Origin of the sequence: Burkholderia sp. MBR-1 (genome assembly GCF_013822785.1) — a bacterium.
GTDB lineage: Bacteria > Pseudomonadota > Gammaproteobacteria > Burkholderiales > Burkholderiaceae > Burkholderia > Burkholderia vietnamiensis.
On the sequence record NZ_CP053611.1, the window covers coordinates 337,031 to 362,745 of the forward strand.

34 protein-coding genes, 1 pseudogene and 1 other annotated feature are annotated in these 25,715 nt (G+C 61.1%); of the genes and pseudogenes, 16 read left to right on the top strand and 19 right to left on the bottom strand.

Annotated elements, in window-relative coordinates; genetic code table 11:
- Positions 1–114: 114 nt before the first annotated feature.
- The 12 genes from MBR110_RS26130 to MBR110_RS26185 form a co-directional block, all read right to left on the bottom strand.
- Complete coding sequence (locus tag MBR110_RS26130) at positions 115–312, bottom strand: hypothetical protein (protein ID WP_155625452.1); 198 nt, start codon at positions 310–312, stop codon at positions 115–117.
- Between the two features lie 4 nt (positions 313–316).
- Positions 317–505, bottom strand: coding sequence for a 4Fe-4S dicluster domain-containing protein (locus MBR110_RS32645; protein WP_181709692.1), 189 nt, complete (start codon positions 503–505; stop codon positions 317–319).
- Between the two features lie 156 nt (positions 506–661).
- Positions 662–922, bottom strand: a complete 261-nt coding sequence (locus MBR110_RS26140) for a hypothetical protein (RefSeq protein ID WP_181709693.1) — start codon at positions 920–922, stop codon at positions 662–664.
- Positions 923–940: 18 nt separating this feature from the next.
- Positions 941–1,162, bottom strand: coding sequence for a hypothetical protein (locus tag MBR110_RS26145; RefSeq protein WP_059461887.1), 222 nt, complete (start codon positions 1,160–1,162; stop codon positions 941–943).
- A 144-nt stretch (positions 1,163–1,306) separates the two neighbouring features.
- On the bottom strand, positions 1,307–1,609 hold the full coding sequence (locus MBR110_RS26150) for a hypothetical protein (RefSeq protein ID WP_144410594.1): 303 nt from the start codon (positions 1,607–1,609) through the stop codon (positions 1,307–1,309).
- A gap of 345 nt (positions 1,610–1,954) precedes the next feature.
- Positions 1,955–2,599 (bottom strand): GNAT family N-acetyltransferase, encoded by a 645-nt coding sequence (locus MBR110_RS26155; protein WP_181709694.1) that lies wholly within the window; start codon positions 2,597–2,599, stop codon positions 1,955–1,957.
- A 68-nt stretch (positions 2,600–2,667) separates the two neighbouring features.
- Positions 2,668–3,180, bottom strand: a complete 513-nt coding sequence (locus tag MBR110_RS26160; protein ID WP_181709695.1) for a hypothetical protein — start codon at positions 3,178–3,180, stop codon at positions 2,668–2,670.
- 18 nt (positions 3,181–3,198) lie between these two features.
- Positions 3,199–3,654 carry a hypothetical protein gene (locus MBR110_RS26165; protein ID WP_181709696.1) on the bottom strand — a complete coding sequence of 152 codons (456 nt, stop codon included), beginning with the start codon at positions 3,652–3,654 and terminating at the stop codon, positions 3,199–3,201.
- Positions 3,655–3,789: 135 nt separating this feature from the next.
- Positions 3,790–3,972 (bottom strand): hypothetical protein, encoded by a 183-nt coding sequence (locus MBR110_RS26170; RefSeq protein ID WP_059462741.1) that lies wholly within the window; start codon positions 3,970–3,972, stop codon positions 3,790–3,792.
- A gap of 18 nt (positions 3,973–3,990) precedes the next feature.
- The gene (locus MBR110_RS26175; protein WP_181709697.1) at positions 3,991–4,305 is read right to left on the bottom strand and encodes a hypothetical protein; all 315 of its coding nucleotides are present in this window, start codon (positions 4,303–4,305) and stop codon (positions 3,991–3,993) included.
- Positions 4,306–4,793: 488 nt separating this feature from the next.
- Positions 4,794–4,997: a helix-turn-helix domain-containing protein gene (locus tag MBR110_RS26180; RefSeq protein WP_059522815.1), complete on the bottom strand. Its 204-nt coding sequence runs from the start codon at positions 4,995–4,997 to the stop codon at positions 4,794–4,796.
- Between the two features lie 55 nt (positions 4,998–5,052).
- Positions 5,053–5,850, bottom strand: a complete 798-nt coding sequence (locus MBR110_RS26185) for a tyrosine-type recombinase/integrase (protein ID WP_258570005.1) — start codon at positions 5,848–5,850, stop codon at positions 5,053–5,055.
- A 37-nt stretch (positions 5,851–5,887) separates the two neighbouring features.
- Here MBR110_RS26185 and MBR110_RS26190 point away from each other — a divergent pair, with 37 nt between their 5' ends.
- Positions 5,888–6,214: an H-NS histone family protein gene (locus MBR110_RS26190; protein WP_181709698.1), complete on the top strand. Its 327-nt coding sequence runs from the start codon at positions 5,888–5,890 to the stop codon at positions 6,212–6,214.
- A gap of 147 nt (positions 6,215–6,361) precedes the next feature.
- On the opposite strand, the gene MBR110_RS26195 is transcribed toward MBR110_RS26190, so the two are convergent.
- Positions 6,362–7,599 (bottom strand): IS3-like element IS1416 family transposase gene (locus MBR110_RS26195; RefSeq protein WP_105819029.1). Its coding sequence is split into 2 segments (ribosomal slippage): positions 6,362–7,308 and positions 7,308–7,599, totalling 1,239 coding nucleotides; the frame shifts between segments, so codons are not numbered across the junction.
- Positions 7,202–7,318 (bottom strand) — a sequence feature (AL1L pseudoknot). (Overlaps the previous gene by 117 nt.)
- Before the next feature lie 70 nt (positions 7,600–7,669).
- On the opposite strand from MBR110_RS26195, the gene MBR110_RS26200 reads away from it, so the two are divergent.
- The 12 genes from MBR110_RS26200 (at position 7,670) to arsN2 (ending at position 17,846) form a co-directional block, all read left to right on the top strand.
- Complete coding sequence (locus MBR110_RS26200; protein WP_181709699.1) at positions 7,670–8,461, top strand: SOS response-associated peptidase family protein; 792 nt, start codon at positions 7,670–7,672, stop codon at positions 8,459–8,461.
- 445 nt (positions 8,462–8,906) lie between these two features.
- A complete protein-coding gene (locus tag MBR110_RS26205; RefSeq protein ID WP_060096360.1) occupies positions 8,907–9,422 on the top strand; it encodes an arsenate reductase (azurin) small subunit in 516 nt (171 codons plus the stop codon).
- Positions 9,423–9,433: 11 nt separating this feature from the next.
- On the top strand, positions 9,434–11,923 hold the full coding sequence (locus tag MBR110_RS26210) for an arsenate reductase (azurin) large subunit (protein ID WP_181709700.1): 2,490 nt from the start codon (positions 9,434–9,436) through the stop codon (positions 11,921–11,923).
- Between the two features lie 133 nt (positions 11,924–12,056).
- On the top strand, positions 12,057–12,398 hold the full coding sequence (locus MBR110_RS26215; RefSeq protein ID WP_060349291.1) for an ArsR/SmtB family transcription factor: 342 nt from the start codon (positions 12,057–12,059) through the stop codon (positions 12,396–12,398).
- The gene (locus tag MBR110_RS26220) at positions 12,395–12,874 is read left to right on the top strand and encodes an ArsI/CadI family heavy metal resistance metalloenzyme (protein WP_181709701.1); all 480 of its coding nucleotides are present in this window, start codon (positions 12,395–12,397) and stop codon (positions 12,872–12,874) included. The genes MBR110_RS26215 and MBR110_RS26220 overlap by 4 nt, the downstream gene beginning before the upstream one ends.
- A gap of 9 nt (positions 12,875–12,883) precedes the next feature.
- Positions 12,884–13,378 (top strand): arsenate reductase ArsC, encoded by a 495-nt coding sequence (locus tag MBR110_RS26225; RefSeq protein WP_181709702.1) that lies wholly within the window; start codon positions 12,884–12,886, stop codon positions 13,376–13,378.
- Between the two features lie 17 nt (positions 13,379–13,395).
- Entirely contained in the window at positions 13,396–13,890 is a 495-nt protein-coding gene (locus tag MBR110_RS26230) for an arsenate reductase ArsC (protein ID WP_181709703.1), read from the top strand.
- 64 nt (positions 13,891–13,954) lie between these two features.
- The gene (gene arsB, locus MBR110_RS26235; RefSeq protein ID WP_060349295.1) at positions 13,955–15,028 is read left to right on the top strand and encodes an ACR3 family arsenite efflux transporter; all 1,074 of its coding nucleotides are present in this window, start codon (positions 13,955–13,957) and stop codon (positions 15,026–15,028) included.
- A 1-nt stretch (position 15,029) separates the two neighbouring features.
- Positions 15,030–16,262: an MFS transporter gene (locus tag MBR110_RS26240; protein ID WP_181709704.1), complete on the top strand. Its 1,233-nt coding sequence runs from the start codon at positions 15,030–15,032 to the stop codon at positions 16,260–16,262.
- A complete protein-coding gene (gene arsC / locus MBR110_RS26245) occupies positions 16,259–16,681 on the top strand; it encodes an arsenate reductase (glutaredoxin) (protein WP_181709705.1) in 423 nt (140 codons plus the stop codon). Before MBR110_RS26240 ends, arsC begins: the two co-directional genes overlap by 4 nt.
- The gene (arsH, locus tag MBR110_RS26250) at positions 16,659–17,396 is read left to right on the top strand and encodes an arsenical resistance protein ArsH (protein WP_181709706.1); all 738 of its coding nucleotides are present in this window, start codon (positions 16,659–16,661) and stop codon (positions 17,394–17,396) included. The genes arsC and arsH overlap by 23 nt, the downstream gene beginning before the upstream one ends.
- A 21-nt stretch (positions 17,397–17,417) precedes the next feature.
- Positions 17,418–17,846: an arsenic resistance N-acetyltransferase ArsN2 gene (gene arsN2 / locus MBR110_RS26255; protein ID WP_181709707.1), complete on the top strand. Its 429-nt coding sequence runs from the start codon at positions 17,418–17,420 to the stop codon at positions 17,844–17,846.
- A gap of 186 nt (positions 17,847–18,032) precedes the next feature.
- Here arsN2 and MBR110_RS26260 read toward each other — a convergent pair whose 3' ends face one another.
- The 5 genes from MBR110_RS26260 to MBR110_RS26280 form a co-directional block, all read right to left on the bottom strand.
- Positions 18,033–18,470 (bottom strand): TetR family transcriptional regulator, encoded by a 438-nt coding sequence (locus MBR110_RS26260; RefSeq protein WP_181709708.1) that lies wholly within the window; start codon positions 18,468–18,470, stop codon positions 18,033–18,035.
- Positions 18,467–20,419 (bottom strand): integrase, encoded by a 1,953-nt coding sequence (locus tag MBR110_RS26265; RefSeq protein WP_181709709.1) that lies wholly within the window; start codon positions 20,417–20,419, stop codon positions 18,467–18,469. Before MBR110_RS26265 ends, MBR110_RS26260 begins: the two co-directional genes overlap by 4 nt.
- Positions 20,416–22,296: a hypothetical protein gene (locus MBR110_RS26270; RefSeq protein WP_258570006.1), complete on the bottom strand. Its 1,881-nt coding sequence runs from the start codon at positions 22,294–22,296 to the stop codon at positions 20,416–20,418. Before MBR110_RS26270 ends, MBR110_RS26265 begins: the two co-directional genes overlap by 4 nt.
- 17 nt (positions 22,297–22,313) lie before the next feature.
- Positions 22,314–23,417, bottom strand: coding sequence for a tyrosine-type recombinase/integrase (locus tag MBR110_RS26275; RefSeq protein ID WP_258570007.1), 1,104 nt, complete (start codon positions 23,415–23,417; stop codon positions 22,314–22,316).
- Between the two features lie 77 nt (positions 23,418–23,494).
- Positions 23,495–23,725: a hypothetical protein gene (locus tag MBR110_RS26280; protein ID WP_181709712.1), complete on the bottom strand. Its 231-nt coding sequence runs from the start codon at positions 23,723–23,725 to the stop codon at positions 23,495–23,497.
- A gap of 177 nt (positions 23,726–23,902) precedes the next feature.
- Between MBR110_RS26280 and MBR110_RS32705 the strand changes: the two are divergent.
- The 3 genes and pseudogenes from MBR110_RS32705 to MBR110_RS26290 form a co-directional block, all read left to right on the top strand.
- Positions 23,903–24,034 (top strand): annotated as a pseudogene (locus MBR110_RS32705) (SOS response-associated peptidase family protein); the annotation flags it as partial.
- Between the two features lie 271 nt (positions 24,035–24,305).
- Positions 24,306–24,797 carry a hypothetical protein gene (locus tag MBR110_RS26285; protein WP_181709713.1) on the top strand — a complete coding sequence of 164 codons (492 nt, stop codon included), beginning with the start codon at positions 24,306–24,308 and terminating at the stop codon, positions 24,795–24,797.
- Between the two features lie 216 nt (positions 24,798–25,013).
- Positions 25,014–25,286: a hypothetical protein gene (locus MBR110_RS26290; RefSeq protein WP_181709714.1), complete on the top strand. Its 273-nt coding sequence runs from the start codon at positions 25,014–25,016 to the stop codon at positions 25,284–25,286.
- Between the two features lie 177 nt (positions 25,287–25,463).
- Here MBR110_RS26290 and MBR110_RS26295 read toward each other — a convergent pair whose 3' ends face one another.
- Complete coding sequence (locus tag MBR110_RS26295; protein ID WP_181709715.1) at positions 25,464–25,715, bottom strand: PAAR domain-containing protein; 252 nt, start codon at positions 25,713–25,715, stop codon at positions 25,464–25,466.

Here is a 25,715-nt window from a genome sequence, read left to right on the forward strand (position 1 = left end):
TTGCTTGTTAGCCGTTCCCGGCCGCATCAAAATGAATTGAGTATCTACCGGTCGGGGGATTCATTCATTAATAGTGGACCCTTGACCACGTCTCGACAAGATACCCGAGTTTTCCTATTGTGGCTTCCGTTCGTCTGAAACAGTGTAGTGCCCGCAGGTGCATTGCACCGCTCGCCCGCGGAGCGCTTCAGCGCAGACGTAGTGGACATTTTCCAGATCGGCTTCCGACGGCACGCCGTCGACCTGATAGTCCCCGACCGTGAGAACGCGTCCGCAGTTCGCACACTGGATCGTCTTCTTGATCGTCGTCATCTCTCTACCCCGTCGCATCCGCTTTTCCTGGGTGCCGGCCGGCCCAGCGTTTTCCGGGCAAATTACGCGGGCAGCTTCGACGGCACCGCAGACATGCCGTACATCGTCTTGCCGATTGTGAAGTGGTGCCCGTTGCGCGCGAGAGCGGCGCTCTCTGCGGCTTCCGTGGCGGCGACGGATGCAGCAAGTCCATCGCGCAGCTTCACGGCGTCAGCCAGCGTCAGTTCGGTAGCAACGCCATCGAGCGTGATCACGACCGGATGCTGGACGATTCCCCCGGCAACCGTCCGTGCCTGAACTCCACCTTCAAATGTCTGTTCGTTGTACATGTTGATTTTCCGTTGTCCGATCACATTGAAAAGTAATGCGCCACGCCCGCCGCAGCCGTACCGATCGCGAGGCCGACCCCGCACACCGCGACCAGCTCCCACAACTTCCGTTGAGCAATGGCGCGGCGGATCGCTTCCTTGTCTGCGACGCTACGCGCGATGAAATACGCCGTCGCCCCATGTTCATTGGGGACGGTACGCACCGTGCCATCCGCAAGCGCCCTTTGGAGTGCCGCAGGCATGGGTACGTAGGTTGCGAGCATCCACTGAATTGTCTTCATGGGCGTTTTCTGTCCCGATCAGCGATGGCAGCGCACCATCTGCGTCCACGCCTCGATGACTACACTGATGCCGAAAGCGGCGATGAAGCCGAACGCAACCAACTCCAGCAACAGCATGAGTTGCGCGGCAGAGGGCATCGCGAATAACGGCATTCCCCAACTCATGATGATCGTGACGAGTAACGTCCACGCCACGAAAACCCACCAACCTATCTTCTTCGCCTTTGACCAATGGTTCATGTTGTTTTCCTACCGGACAGTGCCGTTCTTGCAGTTACCGCACCACATCCCCTTGCTTGCGCTGCACAAAGCAAGACGGCCGCAGTGCGGACAGCGGATCGAGATTGCTCCTAGATACATAGCGTTTTGCTAGTCGGTCTCAGATCAGAGGGTATCCGCCGCATCCCGAGCGTCGTCCAGCATCTCCGAAGCGATAGCGACGACCTTAGCCTCAGGCGCTGCAGTGCTCGGCGATGGGAACTTATTTTCAATGGACCTTGTTCCGGTCACATCGCCGCTGGCAGCCGTCTCCTCTCGATACCATTCGGTGACAGCTCTGATTGCATCAGGACGGGTCATATCACCGGCCGCGACAAGGCGTGCCGCACCGTTTGCAATTTCCTCCGCGAGGCGTTCACGGTGTGATTCCTCTTCATCTCGAACACCCTGATTAGATCCATAACCCACTTTTTCTTCTCCTTGACGCTGACCAAGCCGGCTTGTCCTTGGGTCGGCCAGGCCGACGTTTTCCTACGCCTTCTGAATGTTGAAGTTCGCCGCCGCGTACCGTGCATTGCACGTCCAGACTTCTTCCCCGTTACGGTAGAAAACTGCCCAACCCTTTGCGACGGTCATGCGGGCTTGCGGAAACACGGCGCTATGACCATTGATGGCAGCTGACATCTCATTTCGTTCGCGGCATGTTGCCCAGTAGTCGCCGTCGGGCAATAAGTCCGGATCTGGGCGCCCTGATTTCGTCACGATCTTTTCCCGTATGGCCCGCGCATCGAGCACGAGCGTTTTCCGATACGCTCACACGACTGCGCGTTCCATCGGGATCGATTTCCCAGCCTGAAGACCGATGCGAGCAGCCACACTGTCCTCTACCTCGAATCCGTGCTTTTGGAAAAGAGGAACCAGATCGGCATAGGCGGCAGTCAATGTGAGATGATTGTAGCCGCGCGCACGCGCGTATGCGTCCATGTTGTCGATGACCGTACCAAGGAGCCCCAACCCCTTATGGGATTGAAGGGTGTAGACGCGGTCAGCGGGTGCGATCGCCCGCTCGGGATCACAAAAAGCTACGTCTCCGAGATGAAGTTCGTCCTGGTAGACGTCGGCGATCATAAGCTCCATGACCAGGTTTGCCTTCCGCGGCACCCCTCTCCAAGCCTTGACCATCAAGATGTCGCGTATCGCGTTCTCGCCGATAACCTTGCTGATGGCGGAATGCAGCTTAGGATCGCTGCGCTGAAACTGGGAGCGCAGCTGCATCGGGTCAACGTCCTTCCACCCTCGGGTGACGATCCGATTCCAGATGTTGCCGCCTAACGCATGCATGCCAAGGGGTTTGGCTTTGATGATCTTAGAAAGCTTCTCCCGATCAAAACATTCGACGGTAAGGCTGTCTCCAAAGCGGGCGCGGAGTTGAGGCAGCGGAACAATATCTTCTAGCATGGGCGCTTCCTTATTTCTTCAACCGCCGCGTCGCCGCAGCGTGTGTTGTTTTCCGTTCTTCCAACCCATCAACGATTTCCAAGTAATGCGGTGATATTCTCGACCCCGGCCGCCGAGAACACGGCCGGCCCAAGATGCATCACGTGTCCGTTCACGTGCTTCCTGAATGACGCAACCACGGGAACGACTCGGTGCGGGATCTTCGCTGCGGCAGAGACGTTCCAGTCGCTATCGAACACTACTGCGATCAGGAAGTCAAAATGCGCTCCAGCCAAGTCTCGAACAGGACTCATCTGCGTCGACGGGTTCGTGGGGGTCACTCGGCGCGCCTTTATTTCGTACCTCACCTTCTGCGCATCTATCGCGTCGTATCCCTTGCACGATTTCGCTGCAAGCTCCAGTCCCAATCTGGAAGAGACTAGCCATTCCGCGTAGTCGCCTGTCGGGTTATTGCCAGACCGAAGAACGCCGCGTCGTTGCAGCTCCGCGATTACAATGCAATGCGTGGCGAGGAGGTCGGCGATCGACAGTTTCGGCAAATCGACGCTGCCTGTAGCAGCAACGGGCGCTTGGCGATCCATTTGCTTCCCCCCGTTTTCCTATGAATTCTGTTGTGTATCGCAGAGCGTCGCCGACTTTTCCAACTCCCGGCGGGCTCTCCGTAGGCAGAAAAGGCTTCGGGCGCTCCAACCGAAGACAGCAACGAAAAAGACCGCGATCGCTGACAAGATGGTCGATCGGTCCCAAACGCCACGCGCTGTCATGCAAAAACCCAGGATGCTCCAAGCGCAAAGGAAAATCGGCCGACCTTCAGGCTTACACACGATCACGCCGTTCTCATGGTCACGCCAGCCAGTCAAGGTCTGCCAGTTGCCGGCTTCCGTAAGATAGGCGGTGATCGTCATTCCCGACTCGATACGGGGCTTGCCTGGCGCGGCCACCGAATGCTCCTTCCGGCCTGCGCTTTCGAACCCGAACAAAGTGACCTGCTCGCGGTTTTGCGAGGTCTGCACGACGCCAAACACGCGATCTAATCGAACTGTTTCAAGCGGCATGTTCGAGTTTTCCTACCGGACAGTGCCGTTCTTGCAGTTACCGCACCACATCCCCTTGCTTGCGCTGCACAAAGCAAGACGGCCGCAGTGCGGACAGCGGATCGAGATTGCTCCTAGATACATAGCGTTTTCCGATTAGAGACCGTATTTCTCGGTCAGCGCGGCGATGCGCTTGACGTCGGCCTGGTGCGCTGCAAGCGCCTCCGGAGAAACCTCTTCGAGCCGCACCCTTCCGCATGCGATCGTCGTATCCCATTCGGTCGCACGTTTTACGCGCTGCATCAGTTCGCTCAGCTCTCTGCGCATCGTCTCGAACATCGTCTGCTCCTGTTTTTCCTATTCGAGTGCCTTGCGGACACGCCCCCTGACTTTTAGAGCATCGAGGATAGTTTCATCAAAGTAGCGGTGTACGCACTCTTTGAAATACTGCGCCTTTTCGACACTCGAAAACGTAACGATCACCGAACCGTCTTCATCGAACAAGTCGTTCGTGAGACCCGATATGCGCCCCCAACCATCGACCGCGCACATTAAGCCCCGTAGCATCCCTGCGATCTCGTATCGATCTTCCTGCGGAACATCGTCCATGTTGATCGAAATGCGCTTGACATACGGATTGCCATTGCCATCAACTAATTCTCTTAGCTTCATCTTGTTTCTGTTTTCCAGTGCCGCGCGTGGCAGCGAATTTTCCGATCAATTACCGAATACCTTGGTCCATTGAAAGCCCCATCCATTTCCCCGCGATCACATTCCCGGCATCGTCAAGTCCACAGAGCAAAGTCGTCGTGCTGCTCGGCTCGCGCTGTCCCTTATCACGATATACAGCTACGACTCTCACGATTCTCAAAGTCTTCTCCTTTAGGGCGCTCTTGTCAGTCGCCTACGTCCGGGCGTGCCGGTATCGCGCTCTTCCTCTATGCGAACGGCATATTTTCCCTGGCGCCGGCCGCGCCGGTGAATTTTCCTTGTTGCCGGCGCCGGCCGGCGGTTTCCCTTCTAACGGGACGCGGATTGTCCCGATGGTGTGTTAGCTCGCACGCTCAGCGCCGCGAATCGGTTTTTCCCTGTCCGTGTTATCGGCACACGTGCGCCGACCATGAGGCAATCATATCGCCACACAATTACAAATGCACCACCTATGTTGCATTTGATTTAACGGTAAGCACTAGTCCCCGATATGCGTCCGCCTCCTTCACGGGCACTTCCTGCCCGGTTTTTTCGTATCGGCCGATTTGTTGGCGAGTCAAGCCCCAACGCTCCGCAAGCTGCGTTTGGGTCAATCCGGCCTTCTTGCGCAGGGCCTGCGCGTCTTCGCCGTAAAGCACGTCGGTATCCCTCATGGGCGTTTATCAAATGGAACATAGGTGTTCCACAATCTTACCTCACCCGCGGGCGTCATAACACTTCGCAGAACATCTGCCAGAGCCTTCTTTCGGACACGGCCAGATAGGGCAAAACGTGGTCCAGTTCCGCATGACCTAGAAGCTGCTGCACCGTTTCGATATCGTGCCCTTGCTCAACGAGGTTACTGGCAAACGAGCGCCGTCCCGAATGGGACGATCCACCGCGTATCCCCGCATCCCTGTAGAGCTTTGTGACGTAGGCTTGGAGGCTGTCACACGCCGAGTAATCAACCGGCTCCCCGGCCTCGTTGATGCGCCGCTTGGTGCTCATCGCAAACTTGCGGCCCGTGCCAGCAAGGACCAGGCAAGTTGACGGCGCGAGTCCTCGATAGCGCTCTGCGGTTAGCTCGGTTCCCATGCCGCGTGCAATGCGATGGTTCAGATAGCGCTCCAGGGCCGAAGCCGTTTTCGGATGCGTGAGATAGACGCATCGTTGCCGACAACCCTTCGTGATTGCGGCACGAAGACTGACCTCTGAACGGATTGCGCCCGATGGGAACAACACGTCTTGAACTTCGATTTGAGCTATTTCGCTGACGCGCATCCCGCATGTAATGCCTAGCAGGAGAACGAGACAATCGCGTTCGGGGTGGCGCGATGGTGCAGACGTGACGGCGAGTAGATGCCGGATTTGAGCCGGGCGAAGTGTTGCAGCTTGGGCCATGCGTTCCTCTGAACTGGACAGGTTAATGACGTATTCAGAGAGAGATTTGGTCGGGGTCTTTTTCGAGCCTATCACGGCTTGTTTATTCACAACCTCGGAAAATTCGGCGCGGCGCTGAGATTCCATTACCATTTCGCTCTATTGCAATAACTCGAGCACGATCGTGACGACCGAACTACAAGACCTACAGGCTCAGCTCCGCGACTTGAATATTCGACTCGCGGACGTGAAGAAGGACGAGAAGCAGGCGTACTTGGCCGGCGTCCAGGAGCGCGTTGCGGTCTACGGCATCACCGAAGATGAACTGCTACGCGCGGCCGGCTTCCGGAAAGCGCGCAAACGGCAGGCGCAAGCGAAGTACTACGACCCCTCGTCGGGTAAGCAATGGTCGGGATTAGGCCCGCGACCGAGATGGCTCGAAGGCAAGAATCTCGACGACTACCTGATTGAGCGTGCTGCGAAACCGTGGTGGCCCGGAGAAGACGCCTGACGACGCGCGCAAGCGAATTTCGCACCGATAGAGTGCTCCACGGTCGGGGCGTACCTGACGACAGCGATCGCCACCGGCAACCCGATACTTGCGTTACCCTGTTTCGGTACGGTTGAACCGCACCGGGAATCGTGGAGGCCGGTTGGTTTAAGTTAATGCAGGCACTTCAGCAGCATTTCTGAGTTGCCTGTAGTAGTTTGCCTCAGCCTCGGCGGGCGGGATATAGCCGAGCGGTTCCATCAGCCGATGATGGTTGTACCAGGCGACCCATTCCAGCGTTGCCAGTTCGACGGATTCCCTCGTTTTCCAAGGGGCGCGCCGATGAATCAGTTCCGTCTTGTAGAGACCGTTGATCGTTTCAGCCAGCGCGTTATCGTAGCTGTCGCCACGGCTGCCGACGGACGGCTCGATACCCGCCTCGGCCAAACGTTCGCTATACCGAATGCTGACGTATTGAGCCCCCCTATCGGAGTGGTGTATCAAGGTCCCATCGTCGCCCGGTTGGCGCGCGTACAGCGCCTGTTCGAGCGCATCCAGAACGAAGTCCGTGCTCATCGACGAACTGACGCGCCAACCGACGATGCGACGGGCAAACACGTCGATCACGAACGCCACGTACAGCCAACCCTGCCATGTCGAGACATAGGTGAAGTCAGACACCCAGAGCTGATTTGGGCGCTCAGCCTTGAACTGCCGGTTGACCCGGTCCAGCGGGCGCGGGGCGCTCGTATCGGGATTCGTCGTGCGAACTCGCTTGCCGCGAACTGTGCCTCGCAAGCCCTGCAGCTTCATCAGCCGCCCGACCGTGCAGCGTGCGACCACAATGCCCTCCCGGTTCATCTGCTTCCAGACCTTCGGCACACCGTAGACCTGCATGTTGGCCCGCCAGACACGCTTGATCTCGGGTTGCAGGACCTCATCGCGTTTGGCACGAGCGCAGCGTTTGGACGGATCACGAAGCTGCGCAGCATGGCGTCGGTAGCCCGACGGGGCGATCCGCAATACCTTGCAGATCGGCTCGACCCCGAAGGTGTCGCGATGCTGATCAACGAAGGCCTTCAGGACTTGAATCGGCGGTCGAGCTCCGCCTGGGCGAAAAACGCGCTCGCCAGCTTGAGAATCTCGTTGGTACGGCGCAGTTCCTTGACCTCACGCTCCAGGGCCTTGATGCGTTCACGCTCGGCCGTGCTCACGCCATCACGTTCCCCACGATCGATCTCCTCGCGCTTGACCCAATCCAGCAGCGTCTGCGGCGTACAGCCGATCATCGGCGCAATCGATTCGACCGCCGCCCACATCGACGGATGTTCGCTACGCTGCTCACGTACCAGACGCACTGCGCGCTCCCGGACTTCCGGGGAAAACTTGGTTGCCTTCTTGTTCATGGCTCGATTCTCTCAAGAATCCGAGCCTCCACAAAATTCGGTGCGGTTCAGGTTGCCCTGGGAGTCGGCGATGTGCTATTCGGCAAAGATCCAAGCCAACTATCGTGAGTACGTGCGACGTTACGGTGCCGAGATGGACATCGAGACGTTCCGCCGCCTGTTCTTCGCGCGTGCGGCCGGGAGCGACATCAAGATTCCGAAGGCGGTCGACGCGGCGCTCGTAGGTGTCGACGAGGAAATCTCGGCCGCAATCGCCGCGTATCGAAGCCAGCGAACACAGAAGCTCGAGACGGATCTGTTCGAGCAGCGCACTCGGCTCGCCGCGGCAGAGAAGAAGCTCGCCGTGAAAATCACAAAGAAGGCTGGCGAGGACGTCAGGATCGCGACCGACAAGATCGAAGCCGCGCAGCGCGGGCTGGATGATCTTCGCCGTCGGGATCTACAGGAGCGCGATTCCCGGATTTTCCCCGGCTGGTACGTCCCCGTGCTCATCGAGCTCGACGGCAAGCGCGTTGTTGTGCCGATGCGATACCGGTGCCGTCTGCCAGGCTGGACCGAGGCAGACGAGAAGCAGAAGCCCGGGACTTACAACGCGCGGCTGGACCGTCTGTCGACGGCTTGGCGCAAGGTCTTCGGATTCACGCATGGTCTCGTACTCGTCGACGCCTTTTTCGAAAACGTTAAGCGCGACGGCCAGAACGTCGTGCTGCGTTTCGATCCGACGCCGCCGCAACCGATGCAGGTCGCGTGCCTGTGGACGCGCACCGAGATCCAGGGCGGCGACGACTTATGGTCGTTCGCCGCGATCACCGACGACCCACCGCCGGAAGTGGAGGCAGCTGGCCACGACAGATGTATCTGAATACTACTAACTGTTAGGTAATCGTAAGTAGTTGATCTAGCGTGTACTTCCACAACGTTCCGCCAACTATCGATATGGCCCGTTTCGGCCGTTGGAATGTGGCCAATCGGGCGCTGCGGCAAGCCATAGCTCCACGCAGTCGGCGTCATTCCGAGCGAAGCGCTCGTGCACATCGAACTCTCGTGTGCCGTAGTGATTGGCATCTGATAATCCGCGCGTCCTCCGGCACGATCTACCAGTAAACCCGGCATCGTCATGTTCGGCTATCGGCCAGCCTTGAAATCCTGAAAGGTTTGCCCTACACCCCAATCAATACTTCAAGAAACATAAAAATCTTGGGGCAGCAATTCGTCTAAGAAGTTGCGGCCCCAACCGTTTCGATTGGAATCCAGTTCGTACACGCGATCAAGCAATCCGCCTGTCAAATTTCGAAATGGAGGAGACCATGAGTCTTAATCGCAGGCAATTTCTCAAGCTCACCGGCGGGGCGGCCGCTGGCGTAACCGTGGCTGGAGCTCCACCGGCACAGGCCGCTCAGGCCCCTCATGCCGATGCCGGACGAACGACGCTGCCCTATACCCCCAAAGTGATCGCCCGAGCCGGGCAATTGCGACCAAACGTTCCCCTGGCGTTTACCTTTCCGGATTCGTCGTCACCATGCGCAGTAGTCAAAATGGGGACCCCCGTCCCCGGCGGCGTCGGCCCCGATAAAGACATCGTCGCGTTCAGCGTGTTGTGCACGCACATGGGCTGCCCGGTCGCATACGATGCCGCCACACGCGAATTCAATTGCCCTTGCCACTTCAGCAAGTTCGATGCTGAAAAAGCCGGTCAGATGATTTCGGGACAGGCAACGGAAAAGCTTCCCTCGATCGTGCTCGACTACAACGCCAGCAACGGCACAGTGCGCGCGATCGCAGTGGACGGATTGATCTACGGCCGCCAAGCCAATCTGCTGTAGAGGGGGCGATCATGGCTACCAACAAGGATCGGGTCGCACTGCCGCCCGTTCAGGCCCAGCGCACGAATCTGACCTGCCACTTCTGTATCGTCGGATGCGGGTACCACGTGTTCAAATGGCCCGAAAACACCGAGGGCGGACGAGCACCGAACCAGAACGCATTAGGGCTGGATTTCCGCACCCAGTTGCCGCCGCTGTCGATCGTCATGACGCCGGCGATGCAAAACACGATCACCGACAAGGACGGTCGCCGATGCAACATCATGGTCGTGCCGGACAAGACGTGTAGCGTCAACCGCGGATTGTCGTCGACGCGCGGCGGCCAGCTCGCGAAGGTGATGTACAACCCCGATGGCGGTGTCGCCAAGGAGCGCTTGCGGAGCCCTCGCATCTACCTCGCCGATCAATGGATGGATACGAGCTGGGACGACGCGCTCGCGCTGTATGCCGGCCTTACGAAGAAGATCCTCGATCGCGACGGCCCGTCGGTGCTCGCTTTCGATTGCTTCGACCACGGTGGCGCCGGCGGCGGCTTCGAGAACACCTGGGGCACCGGCAAGCTGATGTTCACCGCGCTCAAGACGCCGCTCGTGCGTATCCATAACCGGCCGGCGTACAACTCGGAATGCCACGCCACGCGAGACATGGGCATCGGCGAACTGAACAACAGCTACGAAGATGCCGAACTCGCGGACGTCATCATGGCGATCGGCTGCAACTCATACGAAACGCAGACCAATTACTTCCTCGCGCACTGGTTGCCGAACCTGCAGGGGCAAACGGTCGACAAGCGCAAGCAGCGCTTCGCCGGCGAGAGTGTCGAGGCCACCAAGATCATTTTCGTCGATCCGCGCCGGACCACCACGGTCGCGATCGCCGAGCATGTCGCCGGCAAGCAGAACGTCCTGCATCTGGACATCGAGCCCGGCACCGACATTGCGCTCTTCGACGGCTTGCTGACCTACGTCGTGGATCAGGGATGGCACGACAAGGAATTCATCACGCAGTACACCAACGGATTCGGCGATGCGTTGAAGACCAACCGTCTTTCCTTGGACGAAACCAGTCGCATCACGGGTGTACCGGTTGAGCGCCTGAAGCAGGCAGCTGAATGGGCGTACAAGCCGAAGGCGTCGGGGCATCGCCCACGGACCATGCACGCCTATGAGAAGGGAATCATCTGGGGAAACGACAACTACCTCATCCAATCCGCGTTGGTCGACGTCGTGCTGGCGACGCACAACGTAGGTCGGCGCGGCACCGGTGTCGTGAGAATGGGCGGCCACCAGGAAGGCTATACGCGCCCGCCGTACCCGGGTAACACGAAGATCTACGTCGATCAGGAGATCATCCACGGCAAGGGCATGATGTACACCTCTTGGGGCGCGAATCCATTCCAGACGACCCTGAACGCGCAGGAACATCGTGCGGTCATCTTGCACCGCGCCGGCATTGTTCGGGAAGCGATGTCGCGCGAGCGTGGTGCGTCGACCGCGCAACTCGTCGACATCGCCTATGACGCCGTGAAGAACAAGGGCGGGCTTTTCTTCACGAACATCAACCTCTACCCGACCAAGCTTGCGGAAGCTGCGCATCTGATGTTGCCAGCGGCGCACCCAGGCGAAATGAACCTGACGTCGATGAACGGCGAGCGACGCATGCGTCTCTCGGAACGCTTCATGGACCCGCCCGGCACCGCGATGCCCGACTGCTTGATTGCGGCGGCAATCGCAAACACCCTCAAGCGCATGTACGTGGCTGAGGGCAAGCAAGACATGGCCGCCCGGTTTGCCGGCTTCGACTGGAAAACCGAAGAAGACGCATTCAATGACGGCTTCCGGCAGGCCGGGCAAGCCGGCGTCGGGCCAATCGACAGCCAGGGTGGCAAGACCGGCAACCTCGTGACATACGCGCGGCTTCATGCGATGGGCAACAACGGCGTCCAGTTGCCCGCCAAGTCATATGAAGGCGGCAAGCTGGTCGGGACCGAGATGCTCTACATGGACGGCAAGTTCGACACGGCCGACGGCAAGGCCCAGTTCAAGCCGGCGAAATGGACGGGGCTGCCCAAGACGGTGGCGGATCAGAAGGCGAAGTACAAATTCTGGATCAACAACGGCCGCGTCAACGAAGTCTGGCAGACCCTTTATCACGACCAGTACAACGAGTTCGTGCGCGAACGTGTACCGATGGCCTTCCTCGAGCTCAACCCGGACGACGCGCGCTCGCTCGGCATCACGTCGGGTGACGTCGTCGAGGTCTATAACGATTACGGTTCGACCTACGCGATGGCCTACCTCGAGCCGGCGATCAAGCATGGCCAGACGTTCATGCAGTTCGGGCATTTCAACGGGATCATGGGCAACGTGACGACCCCGTGGACGGACCGGAACGTCGTCCCCTACTACAAGGGCACGTGGGCGAACCTGCGCCGAGTGGGGTCCGTTCAGGATTTCAAGGACACAGTGAGCTTCAAGAGCCGACGTATCGACGCAACCTGAGTGCGCTTGAGTTGATTCCCGATGTAACGCGGCGCGATGGCGGCTCAACCGCTGTCGCGCCGCTTTTTGTTGGGGATGTGATCGGGGTATGGAGGGGCTGTGCAATCTTCAATATTTCAACTATGATTGAAACATGGAAACGAACTCTGTCGTCCGCGCCCTTGGCGCCTTAGCTCAGGAATCCCGGCTTGCCGTCTTTCGACTGCTCGTGGAAGCGGGTCCCGGAGGGTTGCCCGCCGGTCAGATTGCCGAACGGTTGGGCATCGCCCCTTCGTCATTGTCTTTTCACATGAAAGAACTGACCTACGCCAACCTCGTCACGGTCGAGCAGCAGGGGCGCTACATGATCTATTCGGCTAACTACACGTCGATGAATGATCTGATGGCGTACCTGACGGAGAACTGCTGCGGCGGCAATCCGTGCTCGCCCATCGGCACCGGCAGTTGCAAACCCGTGAAGGAGAAAGCGTCGTGAAACGTCTGCACATTCACCTTTCCGTTGAAGATCTGGCGGCCAGCATCCGGTTTTACTCGGCGCTGTTCGCGAGCCAGCCCACCGTTGAAAAGGCCGATTACGCCAAGTGGATGCTCGACGATCCACGCGTCAATTTTGCGATCTCGCAACGCGGCGCCGTGCCGGGGCTCGATCATCTCGGCGTTCAGGTCGAGAACGAGTCCGAGCTTGCCGAAATGCATGCGCGTCTGAACGATGCGGCCCTGCCCGTCGACGAGCAAATCGGCACGGCGTGCTGCTACGCACGCTCCGACAAATACTGGACGGTCGATCCGCAAGGCATCGCCTGGGAGACATACCAGACGCTCGGCGAGGTTCCAACCTTCGGTGAATCCCGTCACGCGTCGGCGGCTGAGTCGAATGCCGACGCTTCTGCTTGCTGTTCCCCCGCGCGCGGCAAGCCGATCGGCGTGCCGGTGAAATCTTCCTGCTGCTGAGGTCTAACCATGAGCGACAAGCCCTACAACGTGCTGTTCATCTGCACCGGCAATTCCGCCCGATCGATCCTGTCCGAAGGTCTGATGAACCAGCTTGGCGACGGGCGTTTCGTAGCCTATTCCGCCGGCAGCCATCCGAAAGGTGAGGTGAACCCGTTTGCATTGCGCGAACTGGCACGTTGGCACTTGCCGACCGAAGGGTATCGAAGCAAGAGCTGGGACGAGTTCGCGACGCCTGAAGCGCCCCCACTCGATTTTGTCTTCACCGTGTGCGACAAGGCCGCCGGCGAAGTCTGCCCGATCTGGCCCGGTCAACCGATCACCGCGCACTGGGGTGTGCCCGATCCGGCAGAAGCCGAGGGCTCCGACGAACGGAAGCAGCAGGCCATGCACGACGCCGCGCTGACGTTGAAGCGTCGGATTGACCTGCTTCTGTCATTGCCGATCACCAAACTCGACAACGTCGCGCTGCAGAAGTCCGTGACCGAGATCGGGCAAAAGTAACTTTGGATCGTTAACCCATGACCACGAACGTACTGATCCTCTGCACCCACAATTCGGCGCGCAGCGTGCTGTCCGAAGGGATGCTCAATCATTGGGCCGCGAAGCTCGGCAAGGATGTCCGCGCGTACAGCGCCGGCAGTGCGCCGAGCGGCAGGCTCAATCCGTTCGCGCTGGAAGCGCTGACGAACGCTGGCGTCGACGTGAGCGGCTACCGCAGCAAGAGCTGGGACGAGTTCACCGGTGATGGCGCGCCCGAAATGCGCGTCGTCATCACGGTGTGCGACAGCGCGGCCGCCGAGACGTGCCCGTACTGGCCCGGCAGCCCTGTCCAAATGCATTGGGGCTATGCCGATCCGTCGAACGCGTTGGGCGGTGACGAAGGCAAGCGCCTCGCCTTCGAACTGACGCGCCAGGCAATCGGCTATCGCATGCTGCAGTTGCTGGCGCTGCCGCTCGATCGGATGAGCAACGCCGAACTCCAGACTGCGCTGACCGAGATCTCGCAAAACTGACCATTCGGATGGCGGCTTGCCGAAACGCGCGGCCGCCAACGACTTCAAGACCGAACCCTGTCCAATGAACACGTCCAACGTCGCCCCGCCGGGCAAGGCTGTCGCAAAGCCTTCCATCAACTTCTTCGAACGCTATCTGACGGTCTGGGTGGCGCTGTGTATCGTCGCCGGCATCGCGCTCGGCCAGGTGCTGCCCGGCCTGTTCCAGCAGATCGGCCGGATGGAGTACGCGCAGGTCAATCTCCCGGTCGGGCTGCTGATCTGGGTGATGATCATCCCGATGCTGGTCAAGGTCGACTTCGGCGCGCTGCACGAAGTGCGTCAGCACGTGAAAGGCATCGGCGTCACGCTCGTGGTTAACTGGCTCGTCAAGCCGTTCTCGATGGCGTTCCTCGGCTGGCTGTTCATCCGCCATCTATTCGCACCGATGCTGCCGGCGGACCAGCTCGACAGCTACATCGCCGGCCTGATCCTGCTGGCCGCTGCACCGTGCACGGCGATGGTGTTCGTGTGGAGCCGGCTGACGGGCGGCGATCCGCTGTTCACGTTGTCGCAGGTGGCACTCAACGACAGCATCATGGTGATCGCGTTCGCGCCGCTGGTCGGCCTGCTGTTGGGGATGTCGGCAATCACGGTGCCGTGGGCGACGCTGCTCACGTCTGTCGTGCTCTACATCGTCATCCCGGTGATCATTGCGCAGATCCTGCGTAAGCGGCTGCTCGCGAATGGTCAAGCTGCATTCGATGCCGCGATGGCGAAGATCGGCCCGTGGTCGATCGCCGCGCTGCTGGCCACGCTCGTGCTGCTGTTCGCGTTCCAGGGCGAAGCGATCCTGAAGCAGCCGCTGGTGATCGCGCTGCTCGCGGTGCCGATCCTGATTCAGGTGTTCTTCAACTCGGCGCTCGCATACTGGCTCAACCGCGCCGTGGGCGAGAAGCACAACATCGCATGCCCGTCGGCGCTGATCGGCGCATCCAACTTCTTCGAGCTAGCCGTCGCGGCCGCGATCAGCCTGTTCGGCTTCCATTCCGGCGCAGCATTGGCGACCGTCGTCGGCGTGCTGATCGAAGTGCCGGTCATGTTGCTGGTGGTGCGCATCGTCAATCAGTCGAAGGGCTGGTACGAGTGCCGGACCTGACATGTCCACGCATGCACCCCGCCCGCGCGTCTGGCTGACGCCGTCGCTCGGGCTGACGCAGATCGTCGGCTGGGGTTCGATGTTTTACGCGTACGGCGTCCTGATGCAGCCGATGCAGGACGAACTCGGTCTGTCGAAGCCGGCCGTCGTCGGCGCCTATTCGGTGGCGCTGCTGATCTCGGGGCTGTTGTCCACGTCCGCCGGCAGCATCATCGACCGCGTCGGCGGGCGTGCCCTGATGGCGAGCGGGTCGTTGCTGGCGGCGCTGATGCTTGTCTGCTTGTCACGGGTGAATAACGTGGTCGGGCTGTATCTCGTGTGGGCCGGCATCGGTATCGCGATGAGCGCAACCCTGTACCAGCCTGCGTTCGTCGTCATCACGCAGATATTCGGCAACGACTATCGCCGGGCAATCACGTACCTGACTCTATTCGGCGGCTTCGCCAGCACGGTGTTCTGGCCGCTGACGCAAACGCTGTTGCAGCACGTCGGATGGCGCGACACATGGGTGCTCTATGCCGTCGCGAATCTGGCGATCTGCGTGCCCGTCCATATCGCGCTGCCAAGGCGTTCACGCGCACCGCATGCAGCGACGCCGGCTCTAACGGAACAATCCGGCGCCAACCTCGCCGCTGTCCTGCGCGATCCGGCGTTCTATCTGCTGACCGCAGCGGTCACGCTCAATGCGCTGGTGTTCGCTGCGATGTCGCTGCACATGATCCCGGTCCTGCAGGCGCACGGCATTTCCGCCGCGAACGCGGCATGGGTCGGTGCGCTGGTCGGGCCGATGCAGGTGCTCGGCCGCGTGCTGGAAACGACGATCGGCAAGCGCGCGAGCACGCGCCAGGTCGGCATGGCCGCGATCGCGCTGCTACCGCTTTCACTGATCCTGCTCTTTGCGTCCGGGCAGTGGTTGCCCGTGTACGTCATTTTTGCGGCGCTGTATGGCATCGGCAACGGCGTCATGACGATTGTCCGCGGTGCATTGCCTGCGGAACTGTACGGGCGAGCCGCCTACGGTGCGATCAGCGGGGCGATGGCGACGCCCGTGCAGATTGCCATCGCCGCCGGTCCGTTCGTTGCGTCGCTCCTGTATGTCGCCGGGAATGGCTATCCTGGCACGCTATTGGCCCTGGCCGGCATCGGCGCGACGGGTGCGGTCCTGTTCCGCTACGCGGTCCTGCATCTGCGCCATCGCGCGGTCCCATTATCGAAGCAAGGAATCTCGACATGAGCAACATCACGATCTATCACAACCCGGACTGCGGCACGTCGCGCAACGTGCTGGCCCTGATCCGCAACAGCGGCGAGGAACCGGTTGTCATCGAGTATCTCAAGACGCCGCCGTCGCGGGAAACGCTGGTCAAGCTGCTGGCCGATGCCGGCCTGACCGTGCGCGAAGTGCTGCGGGAAAAAGGCACGCCATATGCGGAACTCGGTTTGGGCGATCCGAAGTGGACTGATGAGCAACTGCTCGATTTCATCGGGCAGCATCCAATCCTGATGAACCGGCCGATCGTGGTTACGCTGATCGGCACGAAGCTGTGCCGGCCGTCGGAGGCCGTGCTGGATATTCTGCCGAACCCGCAGACCGGGCCGTTCAGCAAGGAAGATGGCGAAGTCGTGATCGATGCGGAGGGCAAGCGTGTCTGAGCAACTGAACGACCTGCCGCAGCTCGACGCCACGCTGTTCCGCGTGCCGGACGCCGCTCAACTGCGGCCGGCGACGCCATCGACCCATCCGCCTCGGCTCCTGCTCTTGTACGGCTCGCTGCGTGAGCGTTCGTTCAGCCGTCTGCTGGTCGAGGAAGCTGAGCGTCTGCTCACGGCGATGGGGGCCGAAGTTCGTGTGTTCAACCCCAGCGGCCTGCCGCTGCCCGATGATGCTCCCGAGAGTCACCCGAAGGTGGTCGAGCTGCGCGAGCTGGTGATGTGGTCGGAAGGCATGGTGTGGTGCTCGCCGGAACGACACGGCGCGATGACCGGGATCATGAAGTCGCAGATCGACTGGATTCCGTTGTCGGTCGGTGCAGTCCGGCCGACGCAGGGTAAGACGCTGGCAGTGATGCAGGTCAGCGGCGGTTCGCAGTCGTTCAATGCCGTGAACCAGATGCGCGTGCTCGGCCGCTGGATGCGCATGCTGACCATCCCGAACCAGTCGTCGGTGGCGAAGGCGTTCGCGGAATTCGACGAAGCCGGCCGGATGAAACCATCGGCCTATTACGATCGTGTTGTCGACGTCATGGAAGAGCTAGTCAAGTTCACGCTGCTGACCCGGGACATCGGCCCGTATCTCGTCGATCGGTACAGCGAGCGAAAGGAAAGCGCCGAGGAACTGTCGAAGCGCGTGAATGAGCGGAGTATCTAGAACTCAGTCCAAGGAGCGCAAATGGAGATCCGTCCCGCCACTGTCGACGACCTATCGTCGATTAAAACGTTGCTGCATCAATGCGGTCTGCCCATCGTCGGTGTAGCCGACCATTTGCAGGATTTTGTGGTCGCGATGGAAGGTTCGACGATCTGCGGGTGCGGCGGCATCGAGCATTACGGCGACGCTGCCCTTTTGCGCTCCATTGCGGTGGCGGAACATGCCCGTGATTCAGGGTTGGGGCTACATATCGTTTCCCAGCTAGTCGCCGCGTGTCGCTCGCTCCAAGTCCGGTCGCTGGTGCTTCTCACCACGACCGCAGAGCACTATTTCAGCCGTCAGGGCTTTGTGCGCGTTGCGCGCGGCGACGTACCGCCCTTGGTGTTGGTGTCGAGCCAATTTCAGGGCGTATGCCCGGGGTCGGCGGTTTCGATGTTGCGAGTTCTGTAGGCTTGGACAGGAGCGCCCGGGAACCAACGCGACATGAGCGACGTACCATTAGTCCAAACCGCCTCATCGGGCTCGTGCCGCGCTCTGCCGCGTGGATGGCGCGAGGAAGTATGCAGGTCAAGGACGATCTATTCGAGCCGCGCCGTCATGTGGGGCGCATGCGCAACTTGAGTGCGCGAAACAGGCTTAAGCGTGCTTCAGAGGGGGCAAAACGGCCATCTTCCCGGAAGCCGCAGCCCGCAGCATTGCGATCTCCTGACGCAGTGTTTCATTGATGGAGGCCAGCCTCGCGACGTCGGCAAGTGCAGCGTCTCGCTCCGTGCGCATGGCCTTCAGCCGTTCTCTTACCGCCTTGACCTCCGCCACCTTGGCGTCGCGCTGCTGCCGAGTACCCCGTCCGACTTGAGCGCGGATCTCTTCGGCGATGTCGGGGTACGTGTTGTGGACGAGGCCGGCGCTCACGCCGGCCTCGGTGGCGACTGCGGAGATGCTCAGCCTCAGTCCCTTTTTCTTGACCCGCAGCATCGCCAGTTGCAACTCCTCGCGCGTCTTTGCTCTGCTCCGGCGGCGGGGCGCCGCCCCGGTCTGGGCCTCGGCGGGCGTGGTGCCTGCGCGGGTGCTCATGCGCCCTCCTGCGCGGCCATGTACGCCTGGCCCTGGTCATCGGTCGGCAGCGCGCAGCCTAGATCCTGGAGCACCTGCGTCGAGCGCTCGATCGCACGCCGCGCCTTATCCGCCACTTCGGGGCCGCAATCGGTGATCGCCGCTAGCCGCAGGTTGTCCAGGTGGATCATCTGCCACGCAGATGCTTGCCCCTGGTCGATGACGGCCTGCGAACAACCTCCGCACATTGATGGGTCGTACACCCCTTGGCCGTGACAGCCGTGCGTGCCACTGATGCACCACGCGTGTCCGGTGCTGCGCAGTTCGACCGACTCGGCCGTTTGTCTCAGGAGCTGCTTGATATCTCGTGCGGCACGCGTCCGCGTCTGCAAGATCTTCTTGCCGGCGCCCCCGCTAAGCAGTGCATCGGGATGCGCCCAACCTTCCAGCAGCCCCAGCCGCGCCTCGAACATCTCCTCCTCGAACTCACGATATAGCGCGTGATCCTGGTAGGGGCTGGCGGCGTAAAGCTGCGTCCACGACATCGACGCATGTTTGAGTTGCCACTTCAGGAAGACGAGGCCCATTCGCCCCAGACGCGAGTTCGCGACGTTGTAGGCGAAGGTGCGACGGCACTGATGGTTGGCCAGGTCCCACTCCGTCCCGGCAGCCAGCGCCAGTTGCTTCAGTTGGTAGGCGCAGGAGGCAGAGCTCAGCACCTCGACCCGCGACCCGGTTCCCAAGTGGTCAGAGGCTTTCACGTTCAGACCCAGAACCAGATGGTGGCCAATCCCGCGCACATGGTTCAGGCGGTGCACAGCCTCAACTATCTTCATGCCGTTGCCCAGGTGACCGGAGAGATCAGCGCCCTGTGCCAGCAGGTCTTCGAGCCATCGTGCCTCGTCGGCCAACCGCGCCTGCAGCGGTTGGGCGTAACGCTGCAGAATCTCAAGCGCGCGAATGGCCTCCGGCGGCACCAGGAAGTCGACCTCGGTTCCGCCAGTCGTCTTGATTTCGCGCGTGCGCACCCAATGATAGGTCACGCCATTGCGCTGTTCGGTACGCCAACACCCACTCGTGACGCCGGTGCTCTCGGAGTTGCGCATTCCCGACGAGATCTGCAGCAGGTACAGGACCGCATTGCGGATCGCGGCGATCGCGGGGCGCTTGGGGGCTCCGATCTCACCCGCGTCTCGAGCTCGGAACAGGTCGTCCGCCTGAGCGAGGATCGCCTCGCAGTGGCCAAACAGCACGCGCTGCACCGCGCGCGGAATCACGGGGGTCATGCCAGTGCGGCCCGATGGCCCTCGGTCGCCCTCGTTGCCGCCGCATGCATCCCAGAGCGCCAGTCCCCCCCACGGGTGCTCGGGCAATGGATGCAGAACTTCCATGTGGAACGACCAGATGAGGTTGATAATTTCCAGTCGTGCATGCACAGAGTTTGGCTTGAGCGTGCGCCGCAGATCCGCAATGTGATCAGACAGGTGCAGCGCTCGTACCTGTCTGAAGTCGCCCAGCCCTAATTGGGCGAGGTGCCTCAGCATTTGGACGGCGCGGCGACCAATCGCCGTAATAGAGCTACCCGACCACTGCCGACCACGAGGGCCGCGTCGCCGAGCGCAGTAGAGTGCCGCCTTGGCATCGTCGACCAGCGCTTTCGGGACGTCGTCCGGCCAGACGATCTTCAGGGCTGAACCCTTGCGGTTCTTCGCCTCGACCTCCGACGCAAGGTCCCAGACGCGGTCGCCGAAGCGGCTCACTGGGTGCTCGTGGCCGGCGACATCGGCCACGGCAGTCACCACGATGGCGTCACGATCAGCCGGCGGGATGCCGACCAAGCTGATCGGCTGAGCCGCCAGCAACTCGAAGGCCCGCAGGGCACGTGGCGCGGGCGTGGAGCTGACCGGCTCAACGAGGGCCCCAGAGCGCTCCCGGGGCGCATCAACGACCGAGGTAGAAGTGGCACTCATGACCGGCTCGTTCTGCGCGCCTGTAGTGCCACAGTATCGCCTTGCGATCCATTACAGCGCGGTTCCGGCGCTAAAGCGCGGCTGCGTGCGCGGCGGCTCATGGTCATCTGATGCTGCCAGTAGGGATGCAAGCCTGAGGCAGTCCGGGCGCGGGCCTGGGCGACCCGGCTGCGCCCGAACTGGCGGTGAGTGAAATCGTCGATGTAGGGAATGGCCACCCGGTATCGGTCGCGCAGATCCTCAAGCAGGCGGTCGGCCGTGCGCTCCGGACCCAGGGCTTCGTCAAGGTGGTCAAGCTCGGCCTGCGCGAACACCTGGAAGCTGAACAGGCGCCAGAGTTCGTCCACGGTGCCGACGATGGCGAAGCTCGAGCAGAACAAGCACATGACGTAGCGGTCGCAGTGACTGTGCCCGTCATTCGGCGCATGCTCGCCGTTGATCGAGTCCGAGCACGCGGAGACTGGCGTCGGAGTCGGCATGGCGCTTGCGCCGTCTTCGCCGAGCTTGAAGGGTCGCACTTGCACTGGCTGGATCTCAGGCACCGTCGGAGCCAGACCTTCGGTCCGCATCGAAGCAGTGTAGTCGCCGCTCATGAAGTTCGCCGCTTCGGCCTTGCGCGCCGCATTCATAGACGGGTAGTTCGCCCCGGCCACCCTCGGCGTATTACCCATCAGATTGGCGGTGATCGCTATGTCGCCGTCGGCGGTACGCAGTGCGCGATCGAAGCGACTTTTGCGTAGGCGACTAAGATTGAGGCGCAACGGCAGCCCGTCGTCTCCCAGCAGGTTGTGGCGCTGAATGACGGCTTGAATGGCCCGATTGAGGGACTTGCTGTCGAGGCAGGTGATGTTGCCCCTCTTTGTCGACCCTGCACTTGCTTCGGCGCGATACAACCAGATTCGCTGCTTCAGAGCAGGTCGTGCCTCACACACCAGTTCGCGGGTGCTGGCGATGGCTTGTTGCAACACTGCACCTTCGGAGAGGTCGAAACAAAGATCTTGCTCGGCGGCCTGCCCGCTCGGTTTAGTTGGCGTTTGCCGTTCAAGAGCAGCGCGGCCGATACTGGAACGGATCTTCTTGCTGCGATGCTTGGCAGTGCGCATGCGGATCGTGCCAGGTAGGAATCCCGGCTCCAACGCGTCACGGCACATCTCGAGCAGGGGTGTCGGGTTGAGCCCCTGGCGATGCGCCACCAGCAATAGCCTGAGGCCCTGCACGGCACCTTGCTTCAGCGGTAGGCGGCCGTGGTGAACGTCAATGAGATCGGACTTGATAGCCTTGGCTAGGCGCTCTTGCTCCGCGTCACTCAGACTAGTCTGTAGACTGTCTTCGGAGCTCCACGGTAACGCACCGTGCCGGAAGAAGCGCGAAGGCTCGCCCTCGATGAAGCCCTGTGCGAACATTTCGGTGAGTACGGTCTTGACGGCCCGGTAGGTATTGCGCGTCGAACTCGGTCTCCAATCTGCAGCCTGCGCCCGCTTCTGCAGCCAGCCGATGAAGTGCTGGACGTGCTGCGGAGACAAGTCCGACGGGAGCTTCGGCCTCGGGGACACTGCCGTTTGCGAGCTACATGTGAGGTACTCGAACAGGTAAGGCAATTGCCCGAAGTACGTGGTGACGGACGCGGTCGCGCGCGCCCCAGAGAGCAGCATCGCCTTGAGGCAGAAGCCGGATGAGCATACCCAGTCGTCGATGCCACGACCCAGCCAGTCACGAAGGTCGAGCGTTTTGATTCTCTGAGGGAAGCGTGCTTGTGGCCCCAACAGCGCCACCATGTCGATCCAGGCGTCGTCAGCACTGGGCCTCGGCCGCTCGATCGACGCCGATGTGGCATCGACCGGCGCGGCGCGATTCTCGCTGACGTTGTAGTTCTTCATTCTGACCATGGCGCGGCTCAGTGTCGAGGATCGACTGTGGACGCCTGCGGCGTCGAGGCCAAGGCGTTGCTCACCCCGTAGAGCCGGTCAAACTCGTCCATCATCGCCAGCGCCTCGGCGCCCAGCAACCGCTCGATCTGCTGCAGATACACCATTGTGGTTTGGACGCTCGCGTGGCCGAGGCGGTCGCGGACGTACATGAGCGGCTCCAGCTTGATTTCGGGACGGCTGCGCAGCAGCAGCAGGGTATGGATTGCGTAGCTGTGGCGCAGCATTAGCGGGCGCACCCGGAAACCGAGCCGGTGACTGAGATCCATGCAGACCTTCACCGCGGATTCCTTGCTGTAGCGCTGTCCGTGGATCGTCAGGACCAGTTCCTTGCGCTCCGCCGCGCCTATGAGACCGTTGCGCTCGTATGTCGCGTATGCGTACATGTCCTCCATCAGGCTGTATGGCACGTGCACGACACGGGCCTTGTTCAACTTGATCTCCATGTCCCGCGGGTCGAGTCGCACGTCGATCAAGGTGCCTGGCTTGAGAGCCTTTTGGGCACTGGGATCAAACACGTACGACAAAGGGAAGGTGCGCGCCTCGACTGAGCGCAGACCAACCCTCGCCATCAGGTTGAACAGCAGCCGCTGCGATGCAGAGCGTATCGATTGCCGTGCGATCTTCAGTTGCTCAACGGTCAGGAACGCAGGTTCCTTGTCCCACTCGTTGAGCAGCACATCTGGGCAGCTCAGCGTCTTACGGCCACCTGTGACATGGGCCAGATCATGCTCAATGTCGTTCATGGCGATTTCGGAATAGTTAAAGGGCAAGCGGTCGATCCGCCCGCGCTCATGTGCCCACTCGTACATCGCCGCAACCAACCTCAACCGGTCGTTGATGGTTGCCGGGTCCAGTTTGAGATCCTGAGCCTGCCAGTCGCGGTAGACACGCACGACGCTCTGCCCGACCGAAATAAACGGATCGTTCCAGCTCCAATCGTTCGCTTGAAGAAATCGCGCGAAATCCCATAGCCGGCGCCCGTACGCCTCCCAGGTCTTCGGATCCAGTGCCTTGCCACGCTCAAGCAACCGATACAGCAGGTAGTCGTGGAACGGCTGGGCCGGTTCCATCGACTCATCAAGGAGCAACGGAAATCCTGACCGCGGTCGTCCGGCGAAGACGAACTCCTCGGTGGCGCGTACGAACCTCACGCGCCGGCCTCCCGCAACATCTTCACCGCTTGCTTGAACGGCACGCGCCATAGGTGCATCACGAGGTCGACGGCACCTCCGCCACCCTTGCGTTCGCGCGTGTTAAAGAAGCGAGCGCCGTCGACCATTAACTCCCAGTCGGCGCCGGCCGCAGTCACGTAAACGCGTCGGGTGTTGAAGGAGCGCACGGGAGCGAAGTCCCGGTCGAGCTTCGTGTATTCGGCCATTAGGTGAAGCACATCGAGTACTGCGAGGCCACGAAGCCGCTCTAGTTCCGAGTTATCCACAGGCTGCATCCCTTCCCCCGGCCCCCATCCCGCTACTCGCCTCAAGGAGATTGAATAGCAGTACAGACTGCTATGTCTGTCAACCCATTTCTTACTAACAAAAAGAAGTATTCGTACAGATGTATCGTCCCCATTAAATCCTCGAACGTCGACGCCTGGCTCGCACCGGACCCAAGCCGGCGCGCGCAGCTGCGCGAGATCCTTCTCGATCGCGAGCGGCCGCACTACGAGCACCAGCTCGCTGCGTAAATTCAGGCCTCCGCGGCTGCCGTGCGCGACACGTCGCCGGCGCCCTCGCGACTCGCGCTGGCGCCGAAGCGCGATAGCGTCGAGGTCACGTTCGGGAGACGTTGTGGTCCCGCACGTAACACGGCTCTGTTCGCTCCCTTGCCCCCTCGCCGATTTTGTTGAACCACCCGTGCAAGCCTCGATCGGCATGTATCCGCCACACCTTCTTCGCGTATTCCGTGCCGTCAAGACAACATTCCACGTCCATTGAGAGGCTTGACGAGAGATCACGATGTCCAATCGACGCGGACGCTCACCACTGCATCCACAACCTTCGTCTCGCGCGAAGATCACGCGAACCTTGTTGCTGCCTATGCCCCGACAGAAGGCGGAAGCGCTTGCCTTGCAGTATCACGCGGCGTTCCAGGCGCTGCGCATGCGCCGCGGCTCGGCGCATGGACCGGCAGTTCTGCTGCAGCTGGTCGTGCTTGCGGGTTTCGTTGACGAAGCCTCCAAACACGAGCTGCGCGCCGAGGTCCTGGTCGCCACCGAACGCGGCATCAACGTGGCGCTCGACCGGGGCATCGCGAGCGAAGAATGGACCCTGGGTCCGCAAACGGACGAGCTCGTCGCGGCGCTGCTCGCGTGGCATGACGATCAGTTGCGCGCGGTGCCGCTGGCGGTGTTCGCCGAGGCGCTCGAGCGGCTTGAGCGGATGCGCGACGGCCGATCCTACGATCGGCCTCCAACGCGGCCCGGAGGCATCGGATCCGCGCTCGGTTGATGCCACGGGTGCGACGTCCGGCCGGATCTTGCGTACCGCCCACACCCCTGATATATATACAGTGTTACGGTCGCAATGGCCGCCGGACGGTGCGGAGAACGGAATGGACAATCTGATTCGAGTAGTCGACGTTCGCGATCGCGGTGCCTTCGCGCAGCCGTTGTACGAGTTCGCCAGCATGCGCGCGCACCTGGTCCACACACCGGGGAGTCGAGCATGATCGCCGCGCCGATGCTCGAGCAACGCGACACCATGGTCGCACTCGGATGGACTGTGGTCAGCGACTACGGCTATTCGCATCGCAGCGGCTGGACGATCGGTGTCTGCCGCGTGCGCGATAAGTGGACCGTCGAGCTGTGGGATGGAACGTCTCTCCATGCCGTCGTCGACTCGCCGGTGGCGGCCATCAGGCTACATCGCGAGTTGGTGACGGAATCTGAGTCAAGCCCCCCTCCTGATCTCGGAGGGCAGCACGAGCTGTCGAGCTGACCACGCCAAGCGATCGGTACTGCCGGCCCGGCGTGCGCCGCGGTCCCCGTCGTAGGTGAGATCGTGCCAGGGTCGCGACGTCCGGCCACCTGACCCGAGCTGGCCGCGCGGCAGTCGCAAGATGGCGATCTCGTGCGCGTTCGTCGCGCACGAGATCGCCCTAACTACCCGGCTCTTTCAGATAAGGCTAGAGATGAGGTGACAACCGCATGTCGCCCGATGTCCGTGCCGGGCAATCGGGATACTGTCATCCGTCAAGGAAGCGTCGCCTTCTTCGATGACATTCGGTGAGATGCTCGGATGCTGCGGGCATGAGACAAGGTCTCCCTTACGGGCGACAAAGCGACCATCGAAGCGCATCTTCGTCGATCCGGTTTCGACCTTTCCGCCGTGGTCAGTGGCGTCGCCTATCCGAATAAGATTGATCAC